This window comes from Mesorhizobium sp. B2-4-1 (genome assembly GCF_006442185.1).
In the GTDB taxonomy this organism is placed as follows: Bacteria; Pseudomonadota; Alphaproteobacteria; order Rhizobiales; family Rhizobiaceae; genus Mesorhizobium.
The window spans coordinates 224081-240737 of sequence record NZ_VFVN01000002.1 but is presented as its reverse complement, the minus strand read 5'-3'; the positions used below and the strand labels follow the sequence as shown (position 1 = coordinate 240737).

Sequence of the window (16657 nt, the reverse complement as noted above, 5' to 3'; positions counted from 1 at the left end):
GCGCCGAACTGGAGACCAGACGATGCGTAATTTCCGTCCCGCCATCCTTGGCGCCCATGGCTTGCTGGCCGTTTCCCTGACATTGCCCGGGACTGCCCTTGCGCAGACCGCCCCTGAAGTGCCCGCCACCGCTACCTTCGGCAGATGGACAACCATCGTCGATACGCTCGACACCGGGCAGGATGCGCGCAAGACCTGCGCCGCTTCGACTGCCTTTTTCGATGCCAGCGGCAATTCGGGCACGCTGACGCTGTCGATCTCGAACGGCGACGCCATGCCGCCGGACGCCTACCCGGCCATCATGCTTATTGTCGACAACCGGAACCTGCCCACTGGCAAGAAGATCGCCGCGACTTTTGGTGATCCTGGCGTCAAGGTTTCCGCCACCGTCTATTCGAACGATGCCGTGAACGGCCGTCCCAGCTGGACGGTCGACAACCAGCCCAAGACCAGTCTCGCGCTCTTGCGAGCCATGCGCAAAGTCACCTCGCTCGATGTCGCTTTCGGCAAAGAGGCTTTCGCCAGCATTCCGATGGACGGCTTCACTAAAGCCTACCGCAACCTCGGCACATCATGCGGCTTTCCGACCAAGGACGTTGCACCCTAGCCAAGCGCGCGAAGGCGGGTGCTGGCAATCTGCCTCGCGGCTCGCTATCTCTGACGCGAAAGGGTCTGCGTGCCTTGCCATCGTGGCAAAAGGCTCTAAGCCTTTTCGCCTCACCAGATTCGTGAACCCAAGGCTCTCAATGCGCTGTCCCTATTGCCAGTCCGAAGATACGCAGGTGAAGGATTCGCGCCCCGCCGAGGATGGCGCGGCGATCCGCAGGCGTCGCGTCTGCCCCGATTGCGGCGGCCGTTTCACCACCTTCGAGCGCGTGCAGTTGCGCGACCTCGTCGTGGTCAAGAAGTCGGGGCGAAAAGTGCCTTTCGACCGCGACAAGCTCTTGCGCTCCGTCGAGATCGCGGTGCGCAAGCGCAATGTCGATCCCGAGCGCATTGATCGTGCCGTGACCGGCATCGTGCGCCAGCTGGAAAGCTCCGGCGAGACCGAAGTGGCCTCGGGCGAGGTTGGGCGGCTGGTCATGGAAGCGCTGAAGTCGCTCGACGACGTCGCCTACGTCCGCTTCGCCTCGGTCTACCGCAATTTCCGCGAGGCCAAGGATTTCCATGAGCTGCTGGGGGAATTGAAAGGCGACGAGGACAAGAGCGAAGAGGACGCTGGCTGAGCATGGCGGAACACAGCGAGGCCGGACAGGCAGCCCTTGACCGCCGTTTCATGGCAGCCGCACTCAGACTGTCGCGCAGGAATGCGGGCCGGACCTCAACCAATCCTTCCGTTGGTACACTCATCGTGCGCGACGATGGCTTGGGCCCGATGATTGTCGGCACCGGCGTCACCGCTGTCGGCGGCCGCCCGCATGCCGAGACCGAGGCGCTCGCCGAAGCGGGCGAACTGGCGCGCGGCGCCACCGCCTACGTCACGCTGGAGCCTTGCGCGCATCACGGACGCACGCCGCCTTGCGCCAACGCTCTGGTCAATGCCGGCATCGCGCGCGTCGTTGGCGCCGCCAGCGACCCCGATCCGCGCGTGTCAGGCCAAGGCTACGCGATCCTGCGCACCGCGGGCGTCGATGTTGTGGAGAATGTCCTGGCGGCGGAGGCCGCCGAGCAGATGGCCGGCTATCTCATTCGATCGCTTAGGAAACGGCCGGAAGTGACTCTCAAGCTAGCGCTTTCCAGCGACGGCAAGATCGGCATGGAAGGTGTTGGGCAGGTGTCGATCACAGGCGACATTGCGCGCCGTGAAGTCTATCTAATGCGCGCCGAAGCCGATGCCATCCTGATCGGCATTGGCACGGCGCTGGAGGACGACCCGGCGCTGACGGTGCGCTTGCCGGGATTGGAGAACCGGTCGCCGGCGCGCATTGTGCTCGACAGGCAGATCAGGCTGCCTGAGACTTCGAAACTGGTGTCCGGTGTCGACAGGGTGGCGCTCTACGTCGCGGCTTGCCTGGAAGCCGATCCTCTGCGGCGGGCAACGCTCGAACGCGCCGGCGTGCGTTTCATCGGCACCGAGACGCATGAAGGCGGCGTGGCGCTGCCGGAACTGCTCGAGGATCTTGCTGCGCTCGGTATGGCCAGCGTGCTGGTCGAAGGTGGAGCCAAGGTGGCCAGCGCCTTCCTGTCGGAGGGCCTGGTCGACCGCATCGTGCTGTTCCGAGGACCGGAGGCGATTGGCAAGGGGGGCATTGCATCGCCCATCGATGCCAACCATGTCCCGGCGGGATTTCGCAAACTGCGCGAGATGCGGTTCGGCGAGGACAGCTACGCCGAGTGGATAAGAGACTTTTAGGATCAACACCGATGTTTACCGGCATTGTTACCGACATAGGCACCGTCGCGGCCGTCAAGCCGCTGCGGGAAGGCGTGGGATTGCGTATCGACACCGCCTATGATCCCGAAACCATCGCCATCGGCGCCTCGATATCATGCGGCGGCGTTTGCCTTACCGTGACGGCCTTGCCCGACAGCGGCTCGAACGCGCGCTGGTTCGAAGTCGAGGCCTGGGAGGAGGCGCTCCGGCTGACGACGGCGATGGGCTGGAAGTCAGGCACGCGCATCAATCTTGAGCGGGCGCTGAAGATCGGCGACGAGCTTGGAGGCCATATCGTGTCGGGCCATGTCGACGGCACCGCCGAGATCGTCGAGCGCAAGGACGAGGGCGATGCGGTGCGCTTCACGCTGGAAGCGTCGCGCGAGCTGGCGAAGTTCATCGCGCCGAAAGGCTCCGTCGCGCTCGACGGCACCTCGCTCACCGTCAACAAGGTGGAAGGCACCCGCTTCGACGTGCTTCTGATCCACCATTCGCTGACCGTCACCACCTGGGGTGAGCGCCAGGTCGGCGACCGCGTCAATCTCGAGATCGATACCATGGCCCGCTATGCGGCGCGCCTGGCGGAAGCGGCGAAAGAGGGGCTTTGAGCATCGCCGAGCTGTTCATGAGGAACTAGCGGTGATGGAAAACAGGAATTCCAAAGTGCAAGCGCGGCTGGGGTGGCCGATGTAGATGCTGGCCGAGTAGTGGCCCACGCCATTGTTGCCTGGGCTCAAAGCCTCGCTACAGACTGTCCGATCTCGGTACCCCGTCCCAATGAGGCAATCTTGTGCTTGCGATCAATCCGGCTTCGGCCTAAGTCACCGGCGATCCCGGAGACATTTATGGCTGGCACATCCCAACACGGCAAAGCGTTCATTCGCCCGAAGAAGAAGGCCCACCTTCTCGTTATCGAGGCACGCTTCCACGACGATCTTGCCGACGCGCTGCTCGAAGGCGCGACGAGCGCGCTTGACGAAGCGGGTGCGACCTACGACGTCGTCACCGTTCCAGGTTCGCTCGAAATTCCCGCCGTCATTACCTTCGCGCTGGACGGCGCGGCGGAAGGCGGCATGAACTATGACGGCTTCGTCGCGCTTGGCACCGTCGTCCGCGGGGACACCTATCACTTCGATATCGTCGCCAATGAATCCAGCCGCGCACTGATGGACCTGTCCGTGCAGGACTCGGTCTGTATCGGCAACGGCATCCTGACCACGGAAAACGACGCACAGGCCTGGACGCGAGCCAAGCGTTCGGAGGGCGACAAGGGTGGCTTTGCCGCGCGCGCGGCGCTGACCATGATCGCGCTCAAGGAACGACTGGGAGCGCGATCGTGAGCGACCCCGCTTCGCCCGGACAGCCCACGGTGCGCCACGCCAACAAGCGCGGCGCGGCGCGGCTTGCCGCCGTGCAGGCCCTCTATCAGATGGATGTCGCCGGCAGCGGCGTCTTCGAGATCACTGCCGAATACGAAGCGTTTCGCCTTGGCAAGGAAGTCGATGGCGCGCTTTACCGCGAGGCGGATGCCCAATGGTTCCGCGCCATCCTCACCGGTGTCGTCGAGGACCAGAAAACCATCGATCCGGTTATCCGCCAGGCGCTGACCGATGACTGGCCGCTGTCGCGCCTCGATTCGACACTGCGCGCAATCCTGCGCGCCGGTGTCTACGAACTGATGAAGCGCGAAGACGTGCCGGTGGCGGTGATCGTTTCCGAATACGTCGATATCGCCAAGGCTTTCTACGAGGAAGACGAGCCGAAGCTGGTCAACGCCGTGCTCGATCGCGTCTCCCGTCGGGTGCGTGGCGAGGGACGCGGCAAGGACGCTTCATGACGGCGGTCGCCATCGAGGCGGCCAGGGAGGCGCGGCGCACCGCGTTGATCCTCGCCGCCTCGCAGGCGATCATCGGTTCGGCAGCGCCCATCGCCATCTCCATGGGCGCGCTTGCCGGTCAATATCTGCTCGGCCCGGACAAGTCGCTGGCGACGGCGCCGATCACCGGCTTCAATCTCGGCGTGGCACTCGGTGCGCTGCCGGCGGCGGCCATCATCCGCGCCATGGGCCAGCGCGGCGGCTTCATGACCGGTACGATCGTCACCGCGCTTGGCGGTCTGGTCGCGACGCTGGCACTCTTCCATGGCAGTTTTTGGCTGTTTGCCTTCGGCCTGACGGTGATCGGTGTCGGTGGCGCCTTCGTCCAGCAGTTCCGCTTTGCCGCCGCCGACAATGCGCCGCCGCAGTTCAAGGCGCGCGCCATCTCCTTCGTGCTGGCGGGCGGCATCATCACCGCCATTCTCGGACCGCAGATCGTCATCTTCACCCGCGAGTTGTTCGCACCGGTGATGTTTGCCGGTTCGTTCGCATCCATCCTGGTGCTAGCCGCCGTCGGCGCGGCGATCCTGTCATTGCTGCGCCTGCCGGCGAGGGCCGCCGCCGGCGGAACGGAAATTGCCGGCAGCGATGCCCGGCCCTTGGCCGAGATCGTCACGCAGCCGCGTTTCGTCGCGGCACTCTTCTGCGCGGTCGGCAGCTATGCCCTGATGAGCTTCGTCATGACCGGCGCGCCGCTCGCCATGGTCGGCTGCGGCCTGTCGGAGGACGATGCGACGCTCGGCATTTCGTGGCATGTCATGGCAATGTTCGGGCCGAGCTTCTTCACCGGATCGCTGATCCATCGCTTCGGTGCTGAACGCATTGTCGCGGTCGGCCTCCTGCTGCTGATCGGCTGTGCGGTCGTCGCGCTGTCCGGCTTGGCGCTATGGCAATTCTGGACGGCGCTGATCCTGCTCGGCCTCGGCTGGAATTTCGGCTTCATCGGCGCCACGGCCATGGTCGCGGCAAGCTACCGGCCTTCCGAAAAGGGCAAGGTGCAGGGGTTCCACGACTTCGTCCTGTTCGGCTCCGTGGCCTGCGCCTCGCTGATGTCGGGCATGGTCTACAATGCCTGGGGCTGGACCATGCTGAACTGGATGATCTTTCCCGTCACCGTGCTATGCTTCGTCGCGCTCGGCGCGCTGAGGATTGCGAGCTTGCGTCTGGCTTGACGCCCAATTTGAATCTATGCGTCCGGCGGCAGAACCTGAAGCACTCGCGCTATGAACATGTGAAACTCAGCCATGTAGTTGCGCAGGAAGTCCTCAGTGGATTCGACCGTCACCTCGCCGTCGTCGGTGATCAGCCCCGGCGTGAACTGTATGTAGGCTTCAGGCGCGTTCATCTGGGGCGAATTGCAGAAACTCAGAACGCTTCGAAGGCTTTGTTGGGCGACGGCGGTCGCGATGGCGCCCGGCGATGTTCCGATGACAGCCGACGGTTTGCGCGCGAACGAATTCTTGCCGTAGGGCCGACTGGCCCAGTCGATTGCGTTCTTCAATCCACCAGGGATCGAGCGGTTGTACTCCGGGGTGACGAACAATACGGCCTGGACGGAGGCGATCGCCTTTTTGAAATCCCGGGCTGCCGGTGGGAAGTCGGCGTCATAGTCGTAGCTGTACAGTGGCAGATCCTTGAAGGCGATTTCGGTCATGTCGAGTTCGGGAGGGGCAAGTTGAACGAGCGCCTTCGCGAGCTTGCGGTTGATGGATTCCCGGGCAAGACTGCCGATGAGGTAACCGACTTTGTGTATGGCCATGACACGCTCTCCGTGTTTGCCACCCGCACCCTCACCGCATTATCCGCCAGATGGCAGCAGATCGCCAGCGTCGCGTCGCAATTGGCCTTCCGAACAAAAATATTGCGTCTGTACCACTTGTTATGAAACCGTGTGCCCCGACGAGACGTTGGAGCCGTGCTCATATGCGGCACCGAATTCCGGTTCACAGCAAGGGATTTTCACAATGTTTTCAATCAAGCTTCTGGCTGGCGCGGCGCTCGCGCTCGGCATCACGGCGGCATCGGCGAATGCTCAGGTGGTTGTTTCCTCAAAGATCGACACCGAGGGCGGCGTGCTAGGCAATATCATCCAGCTCGTCCTCAACGCCAACAACATCAAGACCACTGACCGCATCCAGCTCGGCGGCACGCCGGTAGTGCGCAAGGCGATCACCGCCGGCGAGATCGACATCTATCCCGAATACACCGGCAATGCCGCCTTCTTCTTCGAGAAGGCCGACGACCCGGTCTGGAAGGACGCCGCCAAGGCCTATGAGACGGCCAAGAAGCTCGATTACGACGCCAACAAGATCGTCTGGCTGTCGCCGTCGCCGGCCAACAACACCTGGGCGATCGCACTGCGCAAGGAGGTGGCCGAAACCAACAAGCTCGCCACCCTGTCCGATTTCGGCAAATATGTCGCCGGCGGCGGCAAGGTGGTGCTCGCGGCCTCGGCCGAGTTCGTCAATTCAGCCGCGGCCCTGCCGGCGTTCCAGACCACCTACGGCTTCACGTTGAAGCCTGACCAGTTGATCACGCTCTCCGGCGGCGACACGGCCGCGACCATCGCGGCGGCAGCCAACCAGACCAATGGCGCCAACGCCGCCATGGTCTACGGCACTGACGGCGGCATCGCGCCCTCCGGGCTGGTCGTGCTCGACGACGACAAGGGCGTGCAGCCGGTCTACCAGCCGGCGCCGATCATCCGCGAGGCGGTGCTGAAGGAGCATCCCGAGATCGAGACGTTGTTGAAGCCGGTCTTCGCCAAGCTCGACCTCATCACGCTGCAGGAACTCAACGGCCGCGTCCAGGTCGGCGGAGAGCCGGTCAAGGGTGTGGCGGAAGACTTTTTGAAGAAGAATGGGTTCTTGAAGTAGTCAGCGCTTAGCTGACCGTGATGCTGGTGCGAGGCGCCCCCCTCTGGAAGCTGCCGATCTCCCCCCTTGCGGGGGAGATGTCCGGCAGGACAGAGGGGGGTGCTGTCCCGCCGACCTCTCAACTCGTCACAGCTGCGCGCTCGGATAGGACCGTTTTCGAACAAGCCGACGCTCGAAAGTTGGCGATCCTTCACACCCCCCTCTGGCCTGCCGGCCATCTCCCCCGCAAGGGGGGAGATCGGAAATCGCGTCGGCTTTCGCCAGTCGCCAGCCAACTGTGTACCTCGTGGCAGATTTCCCCCTTTGAGGGGCAGCCATGACCCTCCGCTTCGACAAGCTCGGCGTGGTCATCGCCGCGATCGCTGCCTATGCGGCTTTCGTAGAACCCTTCGCCACGTTCCGCGCCAATCGCATCGTGCCCGGCCAGGCGCGCTCGATCGTAGAGGCACTTCCGGCACTGGCCGGCCCGCTGCTTTTGGCCATCGTTGTCACAGCCGCGCTTGTCGCGCTGCTGAAAACGCCGCTCGTCCTGCGCCTTGCCGCGAGCGTGATCACGCTGGCGGCTCTCGCGCTGTTGATCGGCGTCACCGGGACATTCCTGACCCCGGCAGGCAATACCTTCGCGCGCGTTTCGCCGGCCTCCGGGTTTTGGCTGCTGATCTTTGCCTTTACCCTCCTGCTGGCCGACGTGCTGACGAGAATGAACCTGTCTCCCTGGTCACGTGTCGGCGTGCTTGTCGTTGCCGCGCTCGCCATCGGGCTGCAGCTCATATCGGGATCCTGGGACAGCCTTTCGATCCTCAAGGAATATTTCAACCGTGCCGACAGTTTCTGGGCCGAGGGCGCCAAACATGTCACGCTGGCGCTTGGTTCGCTGGCGGCGGCGGTGATACTGGGCCTGCCGCTTGGCATCCTGTGCCATCGCGTCGAGCGCCTGCGCGCCGGCGTGCTCAACGTGCTCAACATCGTCCAGACCATTCCCTCGATCGCGCTGTTCGGCCTGCTGATCGCGCCGCTCGGCTGGGTGGCGGCGCATGTGCCGGGAGCGGCCGCGCTCGGTATCCGCGGCATCGGAACGGCACCTGCGTTCGTGGCGCTGTTCCTCTATTCGCTGCTGCCGGTCGTCGCCAATACCGTGGTCGGCCTTGCCGGTGTGCCGCGTGCCGCCAATGACGCGGCGCGCGGCATGGGCATGACGGATCGCCAACGCCTGTTCGGCGTCGAGTTTCCGCTGGCCTTCCCAGTGATCCTCACCGGTATCCGCATCGTGCTTGTGCAGAACATCGGCCTCGCCACCATCGCCGCCCTGATCGGCGGCGGCGGCTTCGGCGTGTTCGTGTTCCAGGGCGTCGGCCAGACCGCGATGGACCTGGTGCTGCTTGGCGCCGTGCCGACGGTTGCGCTCGCCTTCGCTGCTGCCATCATTCTCGACGCGGTGATCGAAATGACCTCAACCAAGCGCAGGGCGGACCCCGCATGATCGAGATCGAAGGCATTACCAAGCGCTACGATGCGACCACGGTGGTCGATGAAGTCTCGATGATCATAGAGCCCCGCACCCTTTGCGTCATCGTCGGCACCTCGGGCTCCGGCAAGACGACGCTGCTTCGCATGATCAACCGGCTGGTCGAGCCGACTTCCGGCGTCATCAAGCTCGACGGCGCCGACAACCGCTCGGTGCCCGGCTACGAGCTGCGGCGCAGCATCGGCTACGCCATCCAGGGCCACGGCCTGTTCCCGCACCGAACGGTGGCGCAGAACATAGCCACCGTGCCGGTGCTGCTTGGCTGGGATAAGGATCGCATCAAGGCGCGCGTCGACGAACTGATGACGCTCTATCAGCTCGACCCGCAGGCCTACGGCCCGCGCTACCCGCACGAGCTCTCCGGCGGCCAGCAGCAGCGCGTCGGCGTCGCCCGCGCGCTCGCGGCCGAACCCAACGTGCTGTTGATGGACGAGCCGTTCGGCGCGCTTGACCCCATAATCCGCACCAAGGCGCAGGAAGACCTTCTTGCGATCCAGAGGCGCTTCGGCACCACCATCATCCTCGTCACCCACGACATGGAAGAGGCCGTGCATATGGGCGACAAGATCGCCGTCATGGATGCCGGCAAGCTGGTACAATATGCCAGGCCGGCGGAGATACTGGCGAGGCCGGCCAGCGGCTTCGTCGAGACCCTGGTCGGCGCCAGCGAAAAACCGTTCCGGCTGCTGTCGCTCGGCCGCGTGCGCGACGCAGTCGAAAAGGGCGCGGCGGAAGGTGAGGGGATTCCTGGCGACGCCAGCCAGCGCGACGCGCTGGCCGAACTTCTCTGGTCTGGCCGTCCGGCGCTGCCGGTCAAGGATGCCGACGGCAAGCCACTCGGTCGCGTTACCATCGACGGCTTGGTGAAGCGTGCGGCGAGGCCGGCATGAAAGCCTGGCTGCCGTTGCTGCTCAGGCTTGCGCTGGTGGTGCTGCTGGTCGCTTTCGTCACCAGCCCCGGCTGGTTCGAGCCGCTGCTCAAGCCGCTGACCGAGAACGGCGCGCCGGTGATCTACAATCAGGGCAGCTTGCTGACGCTGATGCTGCTGCACCTGCGCACCGTGCTGATCGCCACGCTCGCCGCCACCATCGTGGCGGTCGCGCTCGCCATCCTGGTCACCAGGCCTGCCGGCGCCGAATTCCTGCCGCTGTCACGCAGCCTGGTCAATATCGGCCAGACTTTCCCGCCGGTGGCGGTGCTGGCGCTTGCCGTGCCGGCGGTAGGGTTCGGCGAGAAGCCGACGCTGATCGCATTGTTCCTCTATGGTCTGCTGCCGATCTTCGAGAACGCGCTGACCGGCCTGACGACATTGCCCGGCAATGTCATGGAAGCGGCGCGCGGCGCCGGCATGACCGGTTGGCAAAGGCTGCTGAAGGTCGAATTGCCGCTCAGCGCGCCGGTCATCCTCGGCGGCATAAGGCTGTCGGTGGTTATCAGCCTGGCCACCGCCACCATCGGCTCGACGGTTGCAGCGAAGACATTGGGCGAGGTGATCATTGCCGGGCTCTTGTCCAACAATCTCGCTTTCATCTTGCAGGGCGGCCTGATCGTCGCCGCCTTGGCCGTGCTGATCTATGACGGATTGTCGGCGGTCGAACGCTATGCCGCGCGGCGCATGGGGAGGCAGGCCGAGTAGGCTTCTGTCCCGGTGCTCCGATCTTTCAACGTCCACTTGAACGAGCAGGGTGGTCGAGCGTCAGTTCGAGTTCGATGCCTTGCTCTTTGCAGATCCAGCGGCGGCAGACGACGGCAAAGTCGTGTTGTATGCCGGCTTTCACGAGCGAGACAAGATCACCCATGGCGCAATCGCTGCCGAGCTGGAGCGCCTCGATGGGTTCGGCGATGACTTGCTTGCCGGCATAATGTCTTGCGCTGGCCGTGAGCGTAATCAACACCCGCCTGCCAGTTGCGCGATCTTCGGGACTCGGCGATTGATTGGGCCGATGCCCCGATCCTTCAGCAGGAGTTCTTGCCATGACCTTGCGCTTCTCCAAGATCGTCATGTGTCTCTGTCTGGCGGCTTTCGCCTTTCTTGTCGCTTTCGGCAACGTCACCGATTACGGCTCAAACTTCGCCTTTGTCCAGCACGTGCTGAGCATGGACACGACCTTTCCCGGCAACGCGCTGATGTATCGCTCGATCACCAACCCCTCGCTATGGACGACGGGCTACTGGCTCATCATCGCCGGCGAGGCGCTGACCTGTCTGCTCTACCTGATCGCGGCCTGGAACCTGTGGCAAGCGCGCAATGCCAGCGGAGAGGTTTTCAACGATGCCAAGAAATTCGCCGTTATCGCCGCGACGATGGGATTCCTGATCTGGTATCTTGGATTTATGGTGGTGGGCGGTGAGTGGTTCGCCATGTGGCAATCGAGCATCTGGAACGGCCAGCAGAAGGCATTCATGTTCTACATGACCATGCTGGCGGTGCTGATCTTCGTCATCCAGCCAGACGGTGATCTGCGCCAAACCTGAGTGCTGATCCGTGATTTCAATCGATATAAAGCAGCAGCGGCATGGCGACACCTGCCGCCGTCTGGCTCTTTTGGGCGAAAGCCGGGCAAAAACCGAACAATATCTTGACGTTCGCGGCCCTGTTTCGCATACACCGCTGCGAAGAGGGGGATTCCGCGCACGGGATTCCGTCTTTGTCTCAACGGCCCAGGGAGGGGTTCTTTTGGGCCAGCAATCGAGGAAAACCCGGCATGACCATAATTTCCGCCGTCATCGCCTGCGGCCTGCTTTCTGTCCTTTACGCCATCTGGGCGACACGTTCGGTCCTCGCGTCGGACCAGGGCAATGCACGCATGCAGGAAATCTCCGCCGCCATCCGTGAGGGCGCGCAAGCCTATCTGGCGCGCCAGTACACCACCATCGCCGTCGTCGGCGTGGTCGTGCTGCTGCTCGCCTGGTGGCTGCTGTCCATCACCGCCGCGATCGGCTTCCTGATCGGGGCCGTGCTTTCGGGCGCGGCCGGCTTCATCGGCATGCATGTTTCGGTGCGGGCCAATGTTCGCACGGCACAGGCCGCTTCCAACAGCCTTGCCGCCGGCCTCGACATCGCATTCAAGTCGGGCGCCATCACCGGCATGCTTGTTGCCGGCCTTGCCCTGCTTGGCGTGTCGATCTACTACCTGATCCTCACCCATTTCATGGGGCTTCAGCCCAATGACCGTATCGTCATCGACTCGCTGGTTTCGCTCGGCTTCGGCGCCTCGCTGATCTCGATCTTCGCCCGTCTCGGCGGCGGCATCTTCACCAAGGGTGCCGATGTCGGCGGCGATCTGGTCGGCAAGGTCGAAGCTGGTATTCCCGAGGATGATCCGCGCAACCCCGCCACCATTGCCGACAATGTCGGCGACAATGTCGGCGACTGCGCCGGTATGGCGGCCGACCTGTTCGAGACCTATGCGGTGACAGTCGTCGCCACCATGGTGCTGGGCGCCATCTTCTTTGGCGGCACCGCGGTTCTGAGTGCCGCGATGCTCTATCCGCTCGCTATCTGCGGCGCCTGCATCCTGACCTCGATCGTCGGTACTTTCTTCGTCAAGCTCGGCTCCAACGGTTCGATCATGGGCGCGCTCTACAAGGGGCTGATCGTCACCGGCCTGTTGTCCATCGTGGGCTTGGGCGTCGCCACCTCGGCCACGCTTGGCTGGGGCGAGGTCGGCACTGTCGCCGGCATGGTCATCACCGGCAAGAACCTGTTCATCTGCGGCCTGATCGGCCTCGTGGTGACCGGTCTCATCGTCGTGATCACCGAGTACTACACCGGCACCAACAAGCGTCCGGTCAACTCGATCGCCCAGGCGTCGGTGACCGGGCACGGCACCAACGTCATCCAGGGCCTTGCGGTCTCTCTGGAATCGACGGCACTGCCGGCCATCGTCATCGTCGGCGGCATCATCTCGACCTATCAGCTCGCCGGCCTTTACGGCACGGCGATCGCCGTCACCACCATGCTCGGCCTTGCCGGCATGATCGTCGCGCTCGATGCCTTTGGCCCGGTCACCGACAATGCCGGCGGCATCGCCGAAATGGCCGGCCTGCCCAAGGAAGTGCGCCACTCCACCGACGCGCTCGACGCGGTCGGCAACACCACCAAGGCGGTGACCAAGGGCTATGCCATCGGTTCGGCGGGCCTCGGCGCACTGGTGCTGTTCGCGGCCTATTCGAACGACCTGAAATTCTTTGCCGCCAATGGCGACAAATATCCCTACTTCCAGGGCATGGGCGAGGTCTCCTTCGATCTTTCCAACCCCTACGTCGTCGCCGGCCTGATCTTCGGCGGCTTGATCCCGTATCTGTTCGGTGGCATCGCCATGACGGCCGTCGGCCGCGCGGCGGGCGCCATCGTCGAGGAGGTGCGCAAGCAGTTCCGTGACGACCCGGGCATCATGGCCGGCACGTCCAAGCCGAACTATGCGCGCGCGGTAGATCTTCTGACCAAGGCGGCGATCCGGGAAATGATCATCCCGTCGCTGCTGCCGGTGTTGGCGCCGCTCGTCGTCTATTTCGGCGTGCTGCTGATCTCGGGCTCGAAAGCGTCGGCCTTTGCGGCTCTCGGCGCCTCTCTGCTCGGCGTCATCGTCAACGGCTTGTTCGTCGCCATCTCGATGACTTCGGGCGGCGGCGCCTGGGACAACGCCAAGAAGTCGTTCGAGGACGGATTCACCGACAAGGACGGCATCAAGCACCTGAAGGGTTCCGAGGCGCACAAGGCCTCGGTGACCGGCGATACGGTCGGCGATCCCTACAAGGACACGGCCGGCCCGGCGGTCAACCCGGCGATCAAGATCACCAATATCGTGGCGCTCCTGCTGCTGGCGGTGCTGGCGCACGGCTGAGCGGCAAAGCTCGACAATGAAAACCCGCGGGGAGCAATCCCCGCGGGTTTTTATTTGACGGCGGTTTTGGAACGCGGAAAACGAATTTCAACGGCTGCGTCCGCGTCCTGCCGTCGCTGTCTGCCCATCGTCGACGAGCCGGCCTCTCCCGCCCCATGATAACAAAAACCCGTGGGATCGCTCCCACGGGTTTTTGGTCGCCTGAGATGGTGCTGCCATCCCCAAGGGGAGGCGGGTCTGAGATCAGGGAGTGCCGCCGCCGGGAATGCCGGGCGCCAGCTTGCTGGCGCCGTTGATGATCTGGCTGAGGAAGTTCTGGTCCTTGCCGCCAGTCGGCGTGGTGCGCGAGATGAAGTCGAAGATCTTGCCGTCCTTCAGGCCGTAATTGGCGATCTGGGTGACCCGCCCATCGGCCCCGAAATAAACCGCCAGCACATGCTGATCGATCAGCCGGGGCTTGTCGAAGGCGACATAGCGCTTGCGAGTCTGCGAGATGTAGTAAAAGGCTTCATTGTCGAAGGTCGCCGTCGTCGAGGGCGTGCCGAGCGCGAGCAGCACCTGCTCGCGGCTTGAGCCGACCGGCACCGAATCGATCGCCTGCTGATCGATGACATACCCCTGCGTCAGCGTTTCGCTGGGGTTCAGATCACCGATCATCTTGGAACTGTTGCAGGCCGAAAGCGCCGCAATGATGGCCAGCAGCGAGATCGCGCCAGCGGGCCTGGAAGAGAAGGTCGACTTGAAATTCAGCGCGCGCAACAACAATTCTCCATTATATCGCCGCAACTTGCGCTGGGCCGCAAAACCGGTAAACCAGCTTGCTTGCCGATGCAACAAGGCCAATTCAACAAACGGTCCCCGGAGACCATCCCCATGTTCCAGCGCCTTTTTGGTCGCGAACGCCACGCCAACCGCGCCATCACCGACGCGCTTTACGCACAAATCGTGGCGGCCGCGCGGCAGACCGTATTTTATTCCCACTGGAATGTGCCGGACACGCCGCTTGGGCGTTTCGAAATGCTGTCGCTGCACATGTTCCTGGTCCAGCACCGGCTGCGTGGGGAAGACGGCGTGGCGCAGGAGATCGCGCAGGTGCTGATCGACGAGTTTTTCCTCGACGTCGACCATTCGCTGCGGGAACTCGGCATTGGCGATGTCGGAGTGCCCAAGCGCATGAAAAAGCTGGCGAAGATGTTTTATGGCCGCACCGCCGCCTATGACGACGCATTGGAGCGCAATGATCATGATGGGCTCACCGCCGCCCTTGCACGCAATGTCCGGCCCGACGCCGCGGCCTGGGCGGAAGCGTCACGACTGTCCGACTATGTCGCCGATGCCCGCAACCGGCTGGCCACGCAGCCGTGCCGGGCGATCGTCTCCGGCACGGTGACCTTTCCGCTCGCCCAGGAGGCAGATCGATGAAGCACGCCGATCCGCAAAGTCCGGTATCGTTTTTTGCCAACGTCGCCCGCCTGCCGCAGAAGGGCTTGCCGGTGGTCATCGAGGCCGACGCCACCCAGCGCGCGACACTCGCCGAAGAGCACAGCTTGCGCTCGGTCGAAGCCTACCGTGCCGAATTCCTGGTGACGCCGTGGAAACGCAATGGCGTGAAGGTCAGCGGCCGGGTCGAGGCCGACATCACCCAGGCCTGTATCGTCACGCTCGATCCGGTCGGGGCGCATATCGACGAATCATTCGAGGCTCTGTTCCTGCCCGAGGATTCCAAGCTTGGACGACAGGGATTCGAAGGCGGCGGCGAGATCCTGCTCGACGCGGATGGACCTGACAGTCCCGAAACATTTTCAGGCGACACGATCGATGTCGGGGCACTCGCCGAGCAGTTCTTCGGACTGGCCATCGATCCTTATCCGCGCAAGCCGGGTGCGTCGCTTGATGCCGGCCGCGAGGCCGAACCGGTGGAGAATGAATTTCAGCAGAAACTGCGGTCGCTGTTGGGAAAATCCTGAAAACCTCACCCGCGACGGAAAAGTCGGTTGTGCGAATGTCCAAAACCGCTATTTTCGCCGAACCTTCGCGATCACTAAAACGATCCGCCGCCTAAGCAAAACCGTGAGATGAATACCGCGTGATCAGGATTTCCATCGATGCCATGGGCGGCGATCACGGACCAGCCGTGGTCATTCCGGCGCTCATGACGGTCGCGACCCGCCGTCCCGACGTCCGCTTCGTCATCTACGGGCGGGAGGAGGCCGTACGACCCGAACTGGCCAAATTTCCCAAGCTGGCCGGTGTGAGCGAATTCTTCCACTGCGAGGTGGCCGTCAGGATGGACGACAAGCCGAGCCAGGCGCTGCGCCATGGCCGCTGGAAATCGTCGATGTGGAAGGCTGTCGAGGCGGTCAAGTCGGGTACGGCGGACGCGTGCGTCTCGGCCGGCAACACCGGCGCGCTGATGGCGATGTCGAAATTCTGCCTGCGCACCATGGCCACCATCGACCGCCCGGCGATCGCGGCACTTTGGCCGACGCTGCGCGGCGAAAGCGTGGTCCTCGACGTCGGCGCCACCATTGGCGCGGATGCGCACCAGCTCATCGATTTTGCCATCCTTGGAACCGGCATGGCCCGATCGGTCTTCGGCGTCTCGCGGCCCAGTGTCGGCCTACTCAATGTCGGCGTCGAGGAGATCAAGGGCCAGGAAGAGGTCAAGGAGGCTGGGCGCATGCTGCGTGAAGCCAATATGGCCTCGATGAACTATCACGGTTTCGTCGAGGGCGACGATATCGGCAAGGGCGTGGTCGACGTCGTCGTCACCGAAGGCTTCGCCGGCAACATCGCCCTGAAGACGGCGGAAGGCACGGTGCGCCAGATTGGCGGCTACCTGCGGGCGGCGATGAGCCGTACGCTGATGGCCAGGATCGGCTATATCTTCGCCAAGGGCGCGTTCGATCGCCTGCGCGAAAAGATGGATGTCGGCCGCTCCAATGGCGGCGTTTTCCTGGGGCTGAACGGCATTGTGGTGAAAAGCCACGGCGGCGCCGATTCGGATGGTTTCGCCGCCGCCATCGAACTCGGCTACGATATGGTGCGCAACAATCTGCTCGACCGCATCGAGGCCGACCTGGACTTGTTCCATGCGCGCAATCCGCATGCCCAGACATCTAGGAAATCCGACGTCGTCAGCGACGCAAAGGAATAGGA

Annotated in this window: 20 protein-coding genes; 17 read left to right on the top strand and 3 right to left on the bottom strand. The window is 63.6% G+C overall.

Annotated features, from left to right (window positions below):
• Positions 1-22 precede the first annotated feature (22 nt).
• From FJ949_RS05820 to FJ949_RS05790, 7 genes are all read left to right on the top strand, one after another.
• The gene (locus tag FJ949_RS05820; RefSeq protein ID WP_140494043.1) at positions 23-607 is read left to right on the top strand and encodes a hypothetical protein; all 585 of its coding nucleotides are present in this window, start codon (positions 23-25) and stop codon (positions 605-607) included.
• Positions 608-746: 139 nt separating this feature from the next.
• Complete coding sequence (gene nrdR / locus FJ949_RS05815; RefSeq protein WP_010915593.1) at positions 747-1226, top strand: transcriptional regulator NrdR; 480 nt, start codon at positions 747-749, stop codon at positions 1224-1226.
• Positions 1223-2353 carry a bifunctional diaminohydroxyphosphoribosylaminopyrimidine deaminase/5-amino-6-(5-phosphoribosylamino)uracil reductase RibD gene (gene ribD, locus FJ949_RS05810; RefSeq protein WP_181173119.1) on the top strand — a complete coding sequence of 377 codons (1131 nt, stop codon included), beginning with the start codon at positions 1223-1225 and terminating at the stop codon, positions 2351-2353. Before nrdR ends, ribD begins: the two co-directional genes overlap by 4 nt.
• 11 nt (positions 2354-2364) lie before the next feature.
• Entirely contained in the window at positions 2365-2982 is a 618-nt protein-coding gene (locus FJ949_RS05805) for a riboflavin synthase (protein ID WP_140494039.1), read from the top strand.
• Positions 2983-3219: 237 nt separating this feature from the next.
• On the top strand, positions 3220-3714 hold the full coding sequence (gene ribH / locus FJ949_RS05800) for a 6,7-dimethyl-8-ribityllumazine synthase (RefSeq protein ID WP_140494037.1): 495 nt from the start codon (positions 3220-3222) through the stop codon (positions 3712-3714).
• On the top strand, positions 3711-4211 hold the full coding sequence (nusB, locus tag FJ949_RS05795; RefSeq protein ID WP_140494035.1) for a transcription antitermination factor NusB: 501 nt from the start codon (positions 3711-3713) through the stop codon (positions 4209-4211). The genes ribH and nusB overlap by 4 nt, the downstream gene beginning before the upstream one ends.
• Complete coding sequence (locus tag FJ949_RS05790; protein ID WP_140494033.1) at positions 4208-5422, top strand: MFS transporter; 1215 nt, start codon at positions 4208-4210, stop codon at positions 5420-5422. The genes nusB and FJ949_RS05790 overlap by 4 nt, the downstream gene beginning before the upstream one ends.
• 14 nt (positions 5423-5436) lie before the next feature.
• Here FJ949_RS05790 and FJ949_RS05785 read toward each other — a convergent pair whose 3' ends face one another.
• A complete protein-coding gene (locus FJ949_RS05785; protein WP_140494031.1) occupies positions 5437-6009 on the bottom strand; it encodes an NADPH-dependent FMN reductase in 573 nt (190 codons plus the stop codon).
• Here FJ949_RS05785 and FJ949_RS30230 point away from each other — a divergent pair.
• The 5 genes from FJ949_RS30230 (at position 5926) to FJ949_RS05760 (ending at position 10287) form a co-directional block, all read left to right on the top strand.
• Positions 5926-6135 carry a hypothetical protein gene (locus tag FJ949_RS30230; RefSeq protein WP_181165181.1) on the top strand — a complete coding sequence of 70 codons (210 nt, stop codon included), beginning with the start codon at positions 5926-5928 and terminating at the stop codon, positions 6133-6135. The genes FJ949_RS05785 and FJ949_RS30230 overlap by 84 nt on opposite strands.
• A 79-nt stretch (positions 6136-6214) precedes the next feature.
• Positions 6215-7126 (top strand): ABC transporter substrate-binding protein, encoded by a 912-nt coding sequence (locus tag FJ949_RS05780; protein WP_140494029.1) that lies wholly within the window; start codon positions 6215-6217, stop codon positions 7124-7126.
• 316 nt (positions 7127-7442) lie between these two features.
• Positions 7443-8606, top strand: coding sequence for an ABC transporter permease (locus tag FJ949_RS05770; protein WP_140494027.1), 1164 nt, complete (start codon positions 7443-7445; stop codon positions 8604-8606).
• A complete protein-coding gene (locus tag FJ949_RS05765; RefSeq protein WP_140494025.1) occupies positions 8603-9541 on the top strand; it encodes an ABC transporter ATP-binding protein in 939 nt (312 codons plus the stop codon). The genes FJ949_RS05770 and FJ949_RS05765 overlap by 4 nt, the downstream gene beginning before the upstream one ends.
• Complete coding sequence (locus tag FJ949_RS05760; protein ID WP_140494023.1) at positions 9538-10287, top strand: ABC transporter permease; 750 nt, start codon at positions 9538-9540, stop codon at positions 10285-10287. The genes FJ949_RS05765 and FJ949_RS05760 overlap by 4 nt, the downstream gene beginning before the upstream one ends.
• Before the next feature lie 25 nt (positions 10288-10312).
• Here the strand turns inward: FJ949_RS05760 and FJ949_RS05755 are convergent, their stop codons facing one another.
• The gene (locus FJ949_RS05755) at positions 10313-10627 is read right to left on the bottom strand and encodes a hypothetical protein (protein ID WP_224646259.1); all 315 of its coding nucleotides are present in this window, start codon (positions 10625-10627) and stop codon (positions 10313-10315) included.
• Here FJ949_RS05755 and FJ949_RS05750 point away from each other — a divergent pair.
• Both FJ949_RS05750 and FJ949_RS05745 read left to right on the top strand, forming a co-directional pair.
• A complete protein-coding gene (locus tag FJ949_RS05750; protein WP_140494019.1) occupies positions 10626-11126 on the top strand; it encodes a DUF2165 domain-containing protein in 501 nt (166 codons plus the stop codon). The two genes, FJ949_RS05755 and FJ949_RS05750, sit on opposite strands and share 2 nt — an antisense overlap.
• Positions 11127-11356: 230 nt before the next feature.
• Entirely contained in the window at positions 11357-13498 is a 2142-nt protein-coding gene (locus FJ949_RS05745) for a sodium-translocating pyrophosphatase (protein ID WP_140494017.1), read from the top strand.
• 243 nt (positions 13499-13741) lie between these two features.
• Here the strand turns inward: FJ949_RS05745 and FJ949_RS05740 are convergent, their stop codons facing one another.
• Positions 13742-14257: an outer membrane protein assembly factor BamE gene (locus FJ949_RS05740; RefSeq protein WP_140494015.1), complete on the bottom strand. Its 516-nt coding sequence runs from the start codon at positions 14255-14257 to the stop codon at positions 13742-13744.
• Positions 14258-14371: 114 nt separating this feature from the next.
• On the opposite strand from FJ949_RS05740, the gene FJ949_RS05735 reads away from it, so the two are divergent.
• The 3 genes from FJ949_RS05735 (at position 14372) to plsX (ending at position 16655) form a co-directional block, all read left to right on the top strand.
• Positions 14372-14920 carry a ubiquinol-cytochrome C chaperone family protein gene (locus FJ949_RS05735; RefSeq protein WP_140494013.1) on the top strand — a complete coding sequence of 183 codons (549 nt, stop codon included), beginning with the start codon at positions 14372-14374 and terminating at the stop codon, positions 14918-14920.
• The gene (locus FJ949_RS05730; RefSeq protein WP_140494011.1) at positions 14917-15465 is read left to right on the top strand and encodes a DUF177 domain-containing protein; all 549 of its coding nucleotides are present in this window, start codon (positions 14917-14919) and stop codon (positions 15463-15465) included. Before FJ949_RS05735 ends, FJ949_RS05730 begins: the two co-directional genes overlap by 4 nt.
• Positions 15466-15584: 119 nt before the next feature.
• Positions 15585-16655: a phosphate acyltransferase PlsX gene (gene plsX / locus FJ949_RS05725; RefSeq protein WP_140494009.1), complete on the top strand. Its 1071-nt coding sequence runs from the start codon at positions 15585-15587 to the stop codon at positions 16653-16655.
• Positions 16656-16657 lie beyond the last annotated feature (2 nt).